This window comes from Sphingobacterium sp. BIGb0165 (genome assembly GCF_024810095.1).
GTDB classification, from domain to species: domain Bacteria; phylum Bacteroidota; class Bacteroidia; order Sphingobacteriales; family Sphingobacteriaceae; genus Sphingobacterium; species Sphingobacterium detergens.
Genome location: NZ_JANUEB010000005.1, coordinates 415563 through 430289, shown reverse-complemented (window position 1 = coordinate 430289; position 14727 = coordinate 415563). Strand labels below are relative to the sequence as shown.

12 protein-coding genes are annotated in these 14727 nt (G+C 39.2%); 5 read left to right on the top strand and 7 right to left on the bottom strand.

Annotation, left to right across the window (positions count from 1 at the left end; translation table 11 throughout):
• Nucleotides 1-64 precede the first annotated feature (64 nt).
• The 3 genes from M2408_RS13765 (at nt 65) to M2408_RS13755 (ending at nt 3131) form a co-directional block, all read left to right on the top strand.
• Entirely contained in the window at nt 65-391 is a 327-nt protein-coding gene (locus M2408_RS13765) for an iron-sulfur cluster assembly accessory protein (RefSeq protein ID WP_120258465.1), read from the top strand.
• Nucleotides 392-642: 251 nt separating this feature from the next.
• The gene (asnA, locus tag M2408_RS13760) at nt 643-1689 is read left to right on the top strand and encodes an aspartate--ammonia ligase (RefSeq protein ID WP_259182724.1); all 1047 of its coding nucleotides are present in this window, start codon (nt 643-645) and stop codon (nt 1687-1689) included.
• Nucleotides 1690-1826: 137 nt separating this feature from the next.
• Nucleotides 1827-3131, top strand: coding sequence for a DEAD/DEAH box helicase (locus M2408_RS13755; protein WP_259182720.1), 1305 nt, complete (start codon nt 1827-1829; stop codon nt 3129-3131).
• A gap of 89 nt (nt 3132-3220) precedes the next feature.
• On the opposite strand, the gene M2408_RS13750 is transcribed toward M2408_RS13755, so the two are convergent.
• The 4 genes from M2408_RS13750 to M2408_RS13735 form a co-directional block, all read right to left on the bottom strand.
• Nucleotides 3221-3949 carry a menaquinone biosynthetic enzyme MqnA/MqnD family protein gene (locus tag M2408_RS13750; protein WP_259182719.1) on the bottom strand — a complete coding sequence of 243 codons (729 nt, stop codon included), beginning with the start codon at nt 3947-3949 and terminating at the stop codon, nt 3221-3223.
• Nucleotides 3942-4568 (bottom strand): histidine phosphatase family protein, encoded by a 627-nt coding sequence (locus M2408_RS13745; RefSeq protein WP_259182718.1) that lies wholly within the window; start codon nt 4566-4568, stop codon nt 3942-3944. The genes M2408_RS13750 and M2408_RS13745 overlap by 8 nt, the downstream gene beginning before the upstream one ends.
• A gap of 17 nt (nt 4569-4585) precedes the next feature.
• The gene (gene mqnE / locus M2408_RS13740) at nt 4586-5785 is read right to left on the bottom strand and encodes an aminofutalosine synthase MqnE (RefSeq protein WP_259182716.1); all 1200 of its coding nucleotides are present in this window, start codon (nt 5783-5785) and stop codon (nt 4586-4588) included.
• A gap of 133 nt (nt 5786-5918) precedes the next feature.
• Nucleotides 5919-7742: an ABC transporter ATP-binding protein gene (locus tag M2408_RS13735; RefSeq protein WP_259182714.1), complete on the bottom strand. Its 1824-nt coding sequence runs from the start codon at nt 7740-7742 to the stop codon at nt 5919-5921.
• 270 nt (nt 7743-8012) lie between these two features.
• Here M2408_RS13735 and M2408_RS13730 point away from each other — a divergent pair, with 270 nt between their 5' ends.
• Both M2408_RS13730 and M2408_RS13725 read left to right on the top strand, forming a co-directional pair.
• On the top strand, nt 8013-9173 hold the full coding sequence (locus M2408_RS13730; RefSeq protein WP_259182712.1) for a pyridoxal phosphate-dependent aminotransferase: 1161 nt from the start codon (nt 8013-8015) through the stop codon (nt 9171-9173).
• 83 nt (nt 9174-9256) lie between these two features.
• Nucleotides 9257-10138, top strand: coding sequence for a prephenate dehydrogenase (locus M2408_RS13725; RefSeq protein WP_259182710.1), 882 nt, complete (start codon nt 9257-9259; stop codon nt 10136-10138).
• Between the two features lie 172 nt (nt 10139-10310).
• Here M2408_RS13725 and M2408_RS13720 read toward each other — a convergent pair whose 3' ends face one another.
• The 3 genes from M2408_RS13720 to M2408_RS13710 all read right to left on the bottom strand — a co-directional run bounded on the left by M2408_RS13720 (nt 10311) and on the right by M2408_RS13710 (nt 14675).
• Entirely contained in the window at nt 10311-11507 is a 1197-nt protein-coding gene (locus M2408_RS13720) for a tetratricopeptide repeat protein (RefSeq protein ID WP_259182708.1), read from the bottom strand.
• A gap of 72 nt (nt 11508-11579) precedes the next feature.
• Entirely contained in the window at nt 11580-11963 is a 384-nt protein-coding gene (locus M2408_RS13715) for a hypothetical protein (RefSeq protein ID WP_120258474.1), read from the bottom strand.
• A 99-nt stretch (nt 11964-12062) separates the two neighbouring features.
• On the bottom strand, nt 12063-14675 hold the full coding sequence (locus tag M2408_RS13710) for a TonB-dependent receptor (protein ID WP_259182703.1): 2613 nt from the start codon (nt 14673-14675) through the stop codon (nt 12063-12065).
• Nucleotides 14676-14727 lie beyond the last annotated feature (52 nt).

Below are 14727 nucleotides of genomic sequence, written 5' to 3'. Positions count from 1 at the left end.
AACTTAAAAGCGGGCGAAATATAGCGAGATTGTATGTATCTTTGTTGTAGACAAAGATACAACTATGATTACAGTTACTGATAAAGCAAAAACTCGTATCGAGGCAATCATGAAGGATGAGCAATATGACGGCAATTACTTTGTGCGTGTTGCTGTAGAAAGTGGTGGTTGCTCAGGCTTAAGCTATAAACTGAATTTCGATAATGAGGAAAAAAAGGGAGACCAGTTTTTCGAAGATAAAGGAGTTAAAATCTGTTTGGATATCAAATCATTTCTCTATTTAGCGGGAACAGAACTTGATTACTCCGATGGGTTGGATGGAAAAGGCTTTGAATTTCATAATCCAAATGCAAGCCGTACATGTGCCTGTGGCGAGAGTTTCTCGGTATAAGTGGATCCCATTCAATAGAACAAAAAAGCCCTGAAAATTATTTCAGGGCTTTTTTTATTGGGTCGGCTAAGTTTAGTTGCACCGACAAATTAATAGTTTAATAATTACATATTGACCTATTCGCTTTTTCTTGTAATATTTATATTTTTTCAACATTTTAATAGATAAATATCAAAAATCACAACAAAACATATTAGCAAATGATATTTTCATATTTTTGTATCAAATAACTGAATAAGAAAAATGATGCGATGTACAACGATCCGTACATGGCTTTTCAATTGACTCATATGGAGGGAAGAAAACTTTTAAATACCGAAGTTGCTATCAGCTTCGTTAAAGATACATTTGTCCAAGAATTAAAAAGCAAGTTAAATCTGATTCCAATTTCATCACCACTGGTGGTCTTGGATGGCACAGGATTAAACGATGATCTGAATGGCATCGAGCGCCCTGTTTCCTTTCCGATCAAATCTTTAAATGAAAAGCGTGCAGTCGTGGTTCATTCATTGGCGAAATGGAAAAGAGTGCGCTTAAAAGAGCTTGAAATGTTACCGGGTGAAGGTATTGTCACAGACATGAAAGCCCTTCGCCCAGATGAAGATTATACCCCTATACATTCCATTTATGTGGATCAATGGGACTGGGAAAAAGTAATCGGAAAAGATCAACGTAATTTGGTTCTCCTGAAAGATACGGTACTCAATATATACGAATCACTTCGATTTACAGAATTACAGGTGGAGCGTAAATACCCACAGATAAAAGCGATCCTTCCAGAGACCATTACATTTATCTCTTCGGAGGAGTTATTGCTAAAGTACCCCGACTTAAGTGCTAAAGAACGAGAAAATGCTATCACAAAAGAACACGGTGCGGTATTTCTCTACGGCATTGGCGGTGCACTGAGCAATGGGGTAGCACATGATGGTCGAGCGGCAGATTACGACGATTGGAGTACAACAAATGAAGCTGGCTACAATGGGTTAAATGGTGATATCCTTGTTTGGAACCCAATTTTAAATTCAGGGTTCGAACTTTCATCCATGGGTATCCGTGTCGACAAAACAGCCTTAGCCTATCAGATGGAAATCAGAAATTGCAGCGAAAAATCCAAACTGACGTTTCATAGCATGCTTCTTAACGATGAATTACCTGAATCTATTGGCGGTGGTATCGGTCAGTCACGTGTCTGTATGTTTATGCTTAAAAAGCAACATATCGGCGAAGTACAGGTCAGTATCTGGGAAGAAGATAAAAAACAAGCTTTACGCGAAGAAGGTATTGATATACTCTAAAACAATACTATTAAAGTATAATACATTGGAGTGTTAAAAAGCGTTCTTTGCTATAAAGTCCAATATAAAAATCTGACAAAGGTAATCCATCTGAAACAGGTGGGTTACCATTTCGTTTTAATTAGTACTTTTGTGCTATGCAGCTAGAAGCTATTTTAAACAAATTAGGTATTTCATCCCTGAATGAAATGCAACAAAAGGTATTGGACACCTACCAACAAGACAAAGATCTCATCTTGCTCTCCCCTACAGGATCAGGAAAAACCTTAGCCTTTTCATTATTAATACTACAACAGCTAAAAGATATCCCGCGTGAAGTACAGGTTCTGGTTTTAGTCCCTACCCGTGAACTCGCCTTACAGATCGAGCAAGTCATCCGGAAACTGACCACAGGATACAAAGTGACCTGTGCCTATGGCGGACATAGCACACGTATCGAAAAAAATGCATTCAAAGATGCACCATCTATTCTTATTGGTACCCCCGGTCGAATAAAACAGCATCTTGAAGAGGGAAATTTTGATCCTAGCCAAATCCATACCCTAATACTGGATGAATTTGACAAGTCCCTGGAGCTTGGCTTTCATCAGCAAATGGATTTTATCATTCGGCACATGCCAAAAATTAAGTCGCGCATATTGACCTCTGCGACAACAATGGAGACCATTCCGCCTTTTACGCAGATTCAGGATCCCATTACTGTCGATTTCCTGAAAGATGCAAACAATATCCCGCGGATCACGATAAAAAAAGTAGTTGCAACCAGTCAAAAGAAACTAGAAGCGCTTTTAAAACTTATCTGCAAGATTGGTACAAAAAAAATGATTATTTTTTGCAATCATCGTGATGCTGTCGACCATATCAGCGACTTATTGGATAATCGTAATATCATCCATGACATCTTTCATGGTGGCTTGGAGCAGCAGGACAGAGAGTTGGCGCTACTAAAATTCAGAAACCACTCCAACAATGTCTTGATTACGACAGACCTTGCTGCCCGGGGATTGGATATTCCTGAAGTGGATGCAATTATTCACTATCAGCTTCCACATAAAGAAGATGATTTTACACACCGCAATGGACGCACAGCGCGTATGCAGGCAAAAGGTGATGTGTATGTCATCTTAAAACCGGAAGAAAATTATCCCTACATTCTGGAAGATACCGCGGAGGAGGAGTTTCCCGACTTTTATGATCTCCCCGAAAACTCGCCTTTCGCTACACTCTATGTCAGCGCGGGAAGGAAGGACAAAGTCAACAAAATTGACATCGTTGGCTTCCTGTTAAATCTGGAAGGCATCGAAAAAGACGATATCGGAATTATCGAAGTCAAAGACAAAATTGCTTATGTTGCTGTCAAACGTAAACTGGCTTTAGCAATCATCAATGCCGCAAACGGACAGAAAGTCAAGGGCCGAAAAGTGAAAGTCGGAAGAACATAGAAAGCATAACAAGGTATATTTACACATAAAAAAAGAGGTTTATTGAACAAACCTCTTTTTTTATGTGTAGCGCAGTGAGCTTTATTTGATCAATCCAGATCTTTTAAATAGCCCAAATAGCGTTGTACAGCTTCCCGTTTTTGATCCGTTAGATGAAAATCAAGATGTGTTGTTAAATATTTTGTATAGTCAAACCCTTCAAATTCGGGCAGTCCCGCAATGACATCGGTCGCATGAGCGACACCATAAGCGAGGGCATCATTGAAATCTCTCACAAACGATTCAGGCAACTTTTTATTGCTTACCCAAAGGGCAAACGCAAAAGGCAATCCTGTAAAATCAAACCATTCCTTCCCCAGGTCATAGACGTAGGGTACAGTATTCTTTTTACCGAAGGTGCGGTCACCGATCAGGACATAAGCATCTGGTTCCACACTGTCGTCTGTAATCAACTGAACATCTCTTTTCCAGTAATTCTTTAGCAGCACACGGGCAAGACCATTAGAAGTACGCGATTGCTTATCCAATCTGAGAGTCTCCACCTCCGTAATGGGCTTATTGGAAAAAATAAACACCGAATCAACGGCGCCTTCAGTCCCTATACAAAAATCCGTATTGATATAATATTCAGGAAGACTGAGTAATGCGGCAGTCGGAATAATTCCCATATCTGCCTCGTCATCTATTACTTTTTGTGCACAGGCACTTGGATAATCGACACTGAGATCAATTTGATCCATTACCTTTGATTTGCGTATTCCGTTCAAAAACGGATATGTGTTTGTATACGATACGGCTGAAACTCTAATTTTATTCATTCATCAATGCTTCTAAGTGGTCTGTATTGTAATGGTCTATAATTTCAAATTGACCATTATTATACAGCAATTTATATAAAGCAGTATTTGTGTGTGGAAAATCATCCATATATCGGGCATCAATACCAGTCATGAGGCAAAGCATAATACGTAGGGCACGACCATGCATACAAACAAGGATGTTTTCTTCATTTGTTTGAGCCAGCATATGATCCAATGCAACCTGCTGGCGCTCCATTAATGCATTAGGAGATTCTCCATTTTCAATACTGACATCCAACTCTCCGTTGCGCCATGCAGCAACCAATTGCTCAAAACCAGATAACAACTCGGATGTCTGCTCTTTCCCTTCGTAGATTCCCCAGCTGATTTCATCCAACCCGACAAGCTGTTCCCAGGGCAAATTCTGATCAATAAAGCCCTTTACCGTCTGATGGGTCCGTAGTAAAGTCGAGGTGTATACTTTGTCAAAAGGCACTGTATTGTGCCGTTCAAAGAAAGCCTGAGCCTGGGCCATACCTGTTTCATTTAATGGGGAATCAACCCCTCTCCCCTGCACTATGCCCTTTAGATTTAGATCAGTCTGTCCGTGTCGTATAAAATAAAATGTCTTTTTCAAAATGAATATGATCTAGTTTATGGGTTCACAACAGGTAGCGCGTAATAATTTTTCTTTTTGGTATCCTCTTCAAAGACAACATCATTATAGTCAGTCACCACATTATACAATGTATCACGTTCAATGGGATAACGACCTACCTTTTTAATCAATTCCACAACCTCTTGTGTTGTCATTCCGGGTTTTTGCTCTTCCGCACCAGCCATACTGTATATTTTGGTCGTATCGTCCAAAGTACCATCAATATCGTCCACACCAAAAGCCAGGGACAATTGCGCTGTATCTCTTGATATCATAGCCCAATAGGCTTTAATATGATCAAAATTATCCATGTAGATCCGTGCGATCGCATAATTTCTTAAATCTTCGATAACAGAAACTTCAGGGATATGTGACATCTGGTTCTCTTTATTCCGAAATTTCAATGGAATAAAAGTCTGGAAACCGCCCGTTTTATCCTGAAGCTGTCGCAAACGTTCCATATGGTCTACCCGATGCCAAAATTGTTCAATATGACCGTATAACATCGTCGCATTTGTATGCATACCCAGACGGTGAGCTTGCTCGTGAATATCTAACCATTGCTCAGCTGTACACTTATCATGCGCAATCTGCTCCCGGATTTCCGGATGAAAGATTTCAGCGCCACCACCGGGCATTGAGTCGAGTCCACAAGACTGCAAATATTTCAGTCCGTCATAGTGGCTCAACTTTGCTTTCTTGAAAATATAATAATATTCTACTGGCGTGAGTCCCTTAATATGTAATTCGGGTCGATGTGCTTTACATCTTTTAAAGAAATCTGCATAAAATTCGAGATTTTGCTTTGGCACAACCCCACCTGTAATATGCACTTCGGTAACGGCTTCATTGTCATATTTCTTCACGATATCCATCATGCCATCGACTTCCATTTCCCAACCCTCGGCGCGTTCTTTGATCAGTCTGGAATAGGAACAGAATTTGCAGTCATATACACAGACATTCGTAGGCTCAATGTGAAAATTACGGTTAAAGAAGGTATGATCTCCATGACGTTTCTCACGGATATAATTGGCGAGAACACCAAGATAGCCTAATTCACCTTTTTCGTATAAAAGAACTCCTTCATCAAAAGTGATACGCTCCTCTCGCAAAACTTTCTCGGCTATATTTCTTAATTCAACGTCTAAATGTTTATCATTGATCAAGAAATTTAATTTATCTATTGCGTTCATTAATGTATCTCCTATCTTAAACAAATGTACCTAAAAGGCGACAAAAGTTATAATAAAATGTGATAACACTCATTCAGGATTGCGTCATGTTTAGTCCTCGAAAGACAAATAAAACTTTCCTAAAACGACATGCTTAGTCGGTAAATTGCTGCATCTCAATTAACTTCTTATATAAGCCATTATGCTGTAGCAATTCACTATGGCTACCAGTTTCAACAATTTTCCCAGCTTCGATGACCACAATCTTATCGGCATTTTGAATGGTACTCAAACGATGCGCAATCACGACTGTCGTCCGATTATCCATCAATTTATAGAGGGAATCTTGTACTAGTTTTTCGGATTCGGTATCCAGGGCCGAAGTGGCCTCATCGAGCAGCATAATCGGTGGGTTTTTCAATACCGCCCGTGCAATACAGATCCGCTGACGCTGCCCACCTGACAATTTACCGCCACGATCGCCAATATTGGTTTGGTACCCCTGATCTGTCTTTAGAATAAACTCATGTGCATTGGCTATTTTAGCAGCTGCTTCGATTTCTTCCTGACTAGCGGCTAGATTGGCAAATGCGATATTATTGAAAATAGTATCATTAAATAAAATGGATTCCTGATTGACCACCCCGATCATACTACGTAAAGAATCCTGATCCAGATCCCTTAGATCTATACCGTCAAAAAGGATCTGTCCGCCAGTAACATCCATAAATCGTGGGATGAGATCCACCAATGTTGATTTCCCGCCACCTGAAGGACCTACTAGTGCAACTACTTTTCCTTTTTCAATCTCAAGGTCTATCCCCTGAAGAATCTTCTTATCTTTTGTATAAGCGAAATTTACATCTTTAAAAACAATACGTTGCTCGAAGCTTTCGACCTTTTTCGCATTCGGTTTGTCGGTCACCTCACTGCGTTCATCAACTAATTCCAACACCCGTTCTCCTGCTGCAAGACCATTATGAATTCCACTAAAAGCATCTGTTAATGCTTTTGCGGGGCGCATCACTTGCGAGAAAATGGCTATATAAGCAATAAACGCAGGTGCTGTCAAGCTTTTATCTCCAGATAGCACCAAATGCCCGCCATACAACAAAATAATAGCGACCATCATCACCCCAAGCAGCTCCGAAACAGGAGAACCCAATTGTTGTCTCTTCGCCATTGCCCGACCAATATTGGCATATCGTTCGTTCTCATTATGAAATCTATTTTTGATAAAAGAGACTGCATTAAAGGCTTTGATGATTTTGATACCGGATAATGCTTCATCCAGATAGGATATCATATTTCCATAGGATTCCTGAGCTGAACGCGCCTGGCTTTTTAAATTTTTTACAATTCGTGCTATAAAAAATGCTGAAATCGGAATAACCAGCAAAGAAAAGAAGGTCAGCTTGGCCGAGATATTAAACAACATCACAATATAGGCGATCAGCTGCAAAGGTTCTTTGAACACGACCTGTAAAGTACCCGTAACGGAATACTGTACAACCTGGACATCGGAAGCAACCTTGGAAACGATATCTCCTTTCCGCTGTCCTGTAAAATAACCGACATGCAGATCCATCACATTGTCAAAGACTGCCCTGCGTAGTTTCAACAAGGTGTGAATACGAAAATTTTCCATAATCCGCTGGCAGAAATAACGGAAAAGATTACTGATAAATACTGAAATTACGATAACAATACAAACGTACTTTAATGCCCCATAAGCACCAAGCTGGTTATTTGCTACATTCGCATAGTAATTAAACCAAGCCAGAATATCCGTATACGCTTCAGGTTTTACAACTTCAGTAACAGATTTACCGGAATTAAAAAGTGTGTGGAGTAATGGAGCGAGTAATGCTAAATTTAAAGTGCTAAAAACAACCGTAATCAAGGTGCAGATTACATACGGAATCGCAAATTTCTCAATGGGTTTAGCAAATGATAAGAGCCTAAAATATGTTTTCATTTATTTTGAACTAAGACAAATTAATTTGATACAAAAAAATAATTTGTCGACCTCTCCTCTTCCATTAAAATTCTGTTAAGCGAGGAAATTGAACAAAAATAACAAATTAATCAAGAAAAGCACTCATACAGTTCTATTCAATAAAATTCCTAAGGGTCAGTGTTAAACGATGAACGTGCTATTCATTTGAAAAAAAGACAAAAATAGCTACTTTTAATAGATAATTCCCTAATTTAGCTTCATTCAAATACCAAAATTATTAAAAATAAAATGCAAATAGACGTTGCCAAAAGATTGCAGCAAACTGAAGAATACTACTTCTCGAAAAAACTAAGGGAAATAGATGAGCTTAACAAACAGGGTGCACGTGTAATCAATCTAGGAATTGGAAGTCCTGACTTACCCCCTCACCCGGAGGTAATAGCGACATTGAATACGAATGCCCAACTTCCAAATGTACATGGCTATCAAAATTACAAAGGAGCTCCAGCTTTAAGACAGGCTGTTGCCGATTGGTATCAACGCTATTATCAGGCCACTTTTAATCCCAATACGGAAATCTTACCACTGATTGGATCGAAAGAAGGTATTGTCCATATTTGCATGACTTACCTACAGGAAGGAGACAAGGCTTTAATCCCCAATCCCGGCTACCCGGCTTATGCTGCGGCAGTAAAATTGAGTGGAGCTGAATCGATCACCTATAAGCTTACACAGGAAAAAAATTGGCTGATTGACTTTGATGAACTTCGGAAACAAGACCTATCGAAAGTTAAGTTGATGTGGATCAATTATCCGCACATGCCTACGGGAGCCTCGGCTTCGGATGATTTTTACAAAGAACTGATTGAATTTGCAAAGGAATTCAATATTCTTATCTGTCATGACAATCCCTATAGTTTTATCTTGACGGACAAACCGCGTAGTATCATGAGCGTGGAAGGCGCAAAAGAGGTCGCGATAGAACTAAATTCATTGAGCAAATCATCCAATATGGCTGGTTGGAGAGTCGGAGCATTGGTTGGTAACGAAGAGCGTATTAACCAGGTGTTACGTTTTAAAAGCAATATGGACTCCGGAATGTTTTTGCCTGTTCAATTGGCGGCGGCAAAAGCCTTACAACTGGAAGCTTCATGGTATCAGGATCTTAATAAAATTTATGCAGATAGACGTCATAAAGTCTATGAAATCATGAACTTACTGGGCTGTTCATACCAAAAAGATCAGGTTGGTTTATTTGTATGGGCTCAAATCCCGAATTCCTATAAGGATGGTTATGCGCTTAGTGATGCTGTCTTGGACAAAGCACGTGTGTTTATCACACCGGGAGGGATTTTTGGAGATGGAGGGAATCAGTATATCCGAATCAGTCTCTGTGCGACAGTAGAAGTTCTTGAAGAATCCATCCAACGTATTAAGGATAATTTCTAGACACATTTTTCAAAATTAACATTTCAATCAAATGAAGTATCCGCGATCACAACAGACAAATAAATATAATCCGGATATCTCCTATGGGCTTTGAAAGACAAACACGAATAAATAATTATTCACATATGAATATTGCCATCGTAGGCGTAGGCTTAATTGGCGGCTCAGTTGCCATCCGCTTAAAAGAAACAAAATTCTGCAGTAAGATCATTGGTGTAGATAAAAGCGAAAAAAATCTTGACAAAGCCAAGCAGATAGGCTTTATCGACGAAGTAATGACTTTGGAAGAAGCAATAAAAACCTGTAAGGTACTTATATTGACTATTCCCGTTGATGCGATTTTGCAGGTTGTTCCTCAGATCCTTGATCAGGTGACAGACCAGGTCGTTATCGACATGGGATCTACTAAGACAAACATACTAAACAAAATCAAAGATCACCCCAATAGAGGTCGTTATATTGCAGCTCACCCGATGGCCGGTACAGAATATTCTGGTCCCGAAGCTGCCGTAGCAGGTTTATTCAAGGGGAAGATGATGGTCTACGTTGAAGCCTTTAGAACGGATGAAGATGCATTCGAAGTTACTGATGCGATCACAGATCAACTGGAGATGCGTACCTGCTTTATGAATGCGGACGAACACGATGTGCATACAGCCTATGTTTCGCATATCTCCCACCTTACTTCATTCGCACTAGCATTGACAGTATTGGAAAAGGAGAAATCTCAGGGACGTATATTTGAGTTGGCGGGATCAGGTTTTGAATCTACAGTCCGTCTGGCTAAAAGTTCACCCGATATGTGGACGCCTATCTTCAAACAGAATCGCGAAAATGTACTGGAAGTCTTGGAAGAACATATAAAACAATTGCAATCCTTGCATGATTCAATCGCCAGCGAAGATTATGACAAGTTGCATAAACTCATCAAACGTTCCAATAAAATTAAACGTATCATTAAGTAGCGTGTGAACTGGTTTAACATAGAACAATTGCAGTTCCAGAGGGAACTAAAATAGAAACGGGGCTATCCAAAATTTTGGATAGCCCCGTTTCTATTTAATTGTATTCATCCTCCCCACAGTCTCTATTCAATTCTACTGGGGAAGCTTTTTCTTTTTTATGGCTTTCTTCTATTTATTCGTCTTCCAATTCATTAAACTTATCTAAATCGAGCTTAGCACCCACTGCATCACCGAGCTTTTCTTTGATAGCAGCACGATAAGAATATAAGTCCGAATAATAAGGATTCAAGTCAATAGCTGTGGAATAATCTACCAATGCGCCATGCATGTCCTCCAGTTTTTCCTTGAGATCGGCCCGCAAAGAGTACACATAAAAGTCATCAGGATTCAGTTCGACCAAACGGTCGAAATCAGACAATGCCTCGGGTAGACAGCCCAGACGTTCAAATAAAGAAGCTCGTTCTTCATACACTATAGATGAGTTGCTGTCATTTTCTTCCGCTTTCGCATAATCGTCAAGTGCTTTTTCGGAATAGCGGTAAGATTCAAACACCTTAGCACGGAATACATAGGCAGCAGTTTGATTTTCATCCAGCTCGATCGCCCGATTAAAATCATTCAAAGCCAACTCAAAGCAGGTCAATTTAAGATAGAGACTTCCTCTGAAAACAAAGAGATTACTATCTCCTGCTGTATTTTTATTGATGGCCGAAGTATATAATTCGATCGCCTTCAGATAATCATAACAATGTACATATTCAAGTCCTAATGAATTCAGCTCATCCGTACTGAGTTCTTTGGGTGTAGATTCCAGTTCCTGAATAACCAGATTTTCGGCTTCAAAATAGCTTACTTCGGCTTGATTTTCCTGCCATTCCAATACACTGTGATAATTAAAATCCAATCTTTTGGCAATCTGGTAATCATAAAATGCGCCCTCATCTTCACCGATCGAGCGATAGACTAGGCATCGGCTTGCATAAAAATAGGGTTCCTCTTTAAAATATTCAATTGCCCTGCTATAGACGGCAATTGCTTCTTCATAGGCTTTTATTTTAAAATAATAGAGTCCAAGGTAACTGTATGCCAGCGCACTGTTTGACAACGCGATGACCTCTTCTAGGACTTGCACAGGATCGTTATCAGCAATAATTCCCATCGAAAAGCCCTTTAACAGGAGTTTGATGTCTTCTTGTTGGATGTGATCAAACTCATCCGGGAAAAAGGTAATGATATCCGTTGGAAAAAAAGACGAAATTGGCAAAAAAGAAAATTTAGCAAGCAATACAGGTGTGGGAAGTTTAAAATCCGCCACTGTAACAGCATTGCTCCGAAGAGTAACAGATAGATTTGATATCATTTGCTTCATACCCAAAACTAAGCTAAATTTCGATACAAAAGAAATTTAACCGCCTCCCTTTCCTATTTAAATAGAAACCATTTAGTTCAACTCACCGGTCAAATAGAGGTATTTGTACCGAACGATATCCCTTGAATTCGTAAATCTGACAAGCTTTTCACGTTTAAAGACATAATTAGAAACCTTGTCTTCCATTAAACGTAAGAATTCAACAAACTCCGCGAAAAAGCTTTGGCGTTCACCGGCTGTAAACTGACTATTTCTTACAATCCAAAAAAATTGGTCTTCATTGACATGAAAAGACACTTCATTTTTCTTCTCTTTTCGAAAAATAAAAATCGGGTCATTTTCTTGGTTAATAAATAAAGCAAAACCGGTATTTCCACCATCCAGGTTTACCACAAAAGCGGAAAAATAAACGGTACCTATCTGTAAATTTTCCAGACAAATTAATTTATGCAACATCAGGTTGGCAGTTAGATCACCTAAAAGTATTAAGTTTTTATTAAAAAACAAAAAAAGACCCACAATAATGTGAGTCTTTTTAATACGAATAGGATTTTACTAGAACGTAAATTTCACTGACGCGTTCCAGGTTCTGCCCTGACCGATCAATACAAAATTGGATGTATCAATACCATTCCAGATATTGTCAGCATTTGTAGTCACTGTGCTGGAGGTCGCCTCGGAAATATAGAATTTGTTTAATACGTTATTCATATTAACACGAAAACTCATTGTATTTTTGTCACTTACTTTAACCTCATAGGATAATCCGGCATCCAGTAGATTAAAAGAAGGAAGCTCAATTACACGACCAACTTTTTTACCATCTTCTTCAACTGTTCTATGTCTTGAAGAATATAGGCGATCGTACTGTCTGTAGTTACCATCAACTGAGAACCCTTTGAATACAACGTACTTAGCACCGAAACCATAAGTTGTCTGCGCAGCATTTCCAACGTGCTCCCCAGTCAAATCCACCTCTTCTCTACCTAGTTCAACACGGTTATCATTACGTTCAATAGCTGTTACTTTTCCATCATATTTCCAATCACCGATTGATGCAAAACCAGTTAAAGTAAGCCCATGAAACGGACGAGCAGCAATGTCTAATTCCGCCCCTTTATGATCCTGTTTAACACCATAATTTGACGTATAGATATATTGTCCCGCAAGCAAAACGCTCGGATCATTCTGTGGGTTATATTTAGCTACGTCCTTATCTGTTGCCAGTCTCGAGCTACCTGTAACCCGGTTTTCCCAAGTTGTACGGTAAACATTCACATTCACATCCAAGAATTGAGAAGCAAATTTATATCCAGCTTCTAAACCCAGAATTTTTTCATTGTCAGCATTTTCATTGATATCATTTGCATAATTCATGAAAATATTGTTTTGATAAGGCTGACGGGAATAATACCCTGCGTTAGCAAAAAGACTGTGTTTCCCCAAAGTATAACTTACACCACCTTTGGTATTGTATCCAAAGTTGTTAACTGTTTTGGATTTTTCATTTCCTGGTGTATATTGAAAATAATCGTAACGCTTATTTTGTTGTTCAGAAACTGATCCTTGGAAAAATGCTGTAAAACCATTTTTAGCATATTCCAATTGACCAAATAAACCTCCGTAGCGGATATATTGGTTATAGTCCCAAGCCAGTCTTTCTTCACGAGAATCAGGCTTGCTTGAGAAAGCTTTCCAAGGGTTAGTGGAATATGTATTGGTTACATATACCGGATCAGTAATATTAATATTACCGCCCAACAACACACCATTTGTATTGGCAAGTGGATCCGTTAACTTACGGTAATGCGTACCTTTATAATCTCTGACATCAAAACCAATGTTAAAATTCAAAGACTCTGAAAGTTTACGGTTGTAGTTTGAAACAACACCAAACCATTGGTGATTGTTCACATCGGCTGCTAGGTATTTTTCTTTGTTGTATTTGTCACCTCTTAAGCCTTGTCCACCACCGGCAGCCAAAGAAGCATATACAACAGTAGATAATGAAGATTTATCATCGATGGTCCAGTCCCAGTTTAAGTTAGCAACTGGTTTGTGATAAAAGTTCTTCTGTGGATTCATCATCACCCCATTGACATCTTTATAGTTGTCATTGTATCGCTTACCATATTGTAAGTAATTTGATAATTTAGATGTAAATCCTTGGTTATGCCATTGCGGGGCTCCTGTAATCATCAAGTTAAGGTTGTGCTTTTCACTTGCTTTATAACCTACAGATAGGAAATAGCTCTGTCCTGCACCTTCAGTATGATCCATATATCCGTTACCAGACCATTGCGTAAACATTGCCGAAACAGCAAATCCGTTTTTCATCAAACCTGTATTGTAACCAACAGTAGCTTTCATAAACATGTCGTTACCGACTGTTGTCCGCACAAAACCACCTTCTTTCATTGAAGTGGATTGCGTTACATAGTTTACAGTTCCCCCTACAGATGAAATGGCTAATTTAGAAGCTCCCAGACCACGTTGAATCTGTACCAACGATGCAATGTCCGTAAGACCAGACCAGTTTGACCAATATACGCTACCATTATCCATACCATTGATCGGCTGACCGTTCAATAAAAATGCGGTATTGGATTGGTCAAAACCACGTGTAGTCATGGAAGATTCACCAAAACCTTTGGCTTGACCAGTAATATAAACAGATGGTGTATTGGCAAGCGCTGAAGTAATATCCTGTGCCCCTACTTTTTCCTCTAAATCTCTTTTATGGATTGTAGATACTGCAATAGGTGTTTTTCTACCTACAGCAATATCAATAACACCATGACCAACAACAACAACCTCATCTAAATCCGTTGAAGAATCCTCCGAAAAAGTCGGATTAATATTCAACGATTCGCCCGATTTCAATATGATGTTTTCCATGACAACTGGTTTTTCACCAATGTAGGTTACTTCCACTTTGTAGGGACCGCCCTCTTGAAGATTTGAAATTTGAAATTTTCCTTGAGCATCAGCTGAGCCGCTTACAACTTGTCCACTTGGGATGTGGGTGATTTTAATGGTTGCTCCTTTAACTGTTTGTCCAGTAGCCACTTTTACAACTCCTGAAACCGAACTAGTATTTGCCGTTTGTGCATGAACTGCGCCATAGCTAGCAAAAACAAGTGCAAAAAAAAGTAAAGACTTTTTCATCTTAGATGTGATTGTTTTGTTTTTTGTGCCGCAAAATTAGGAATTGATTGTC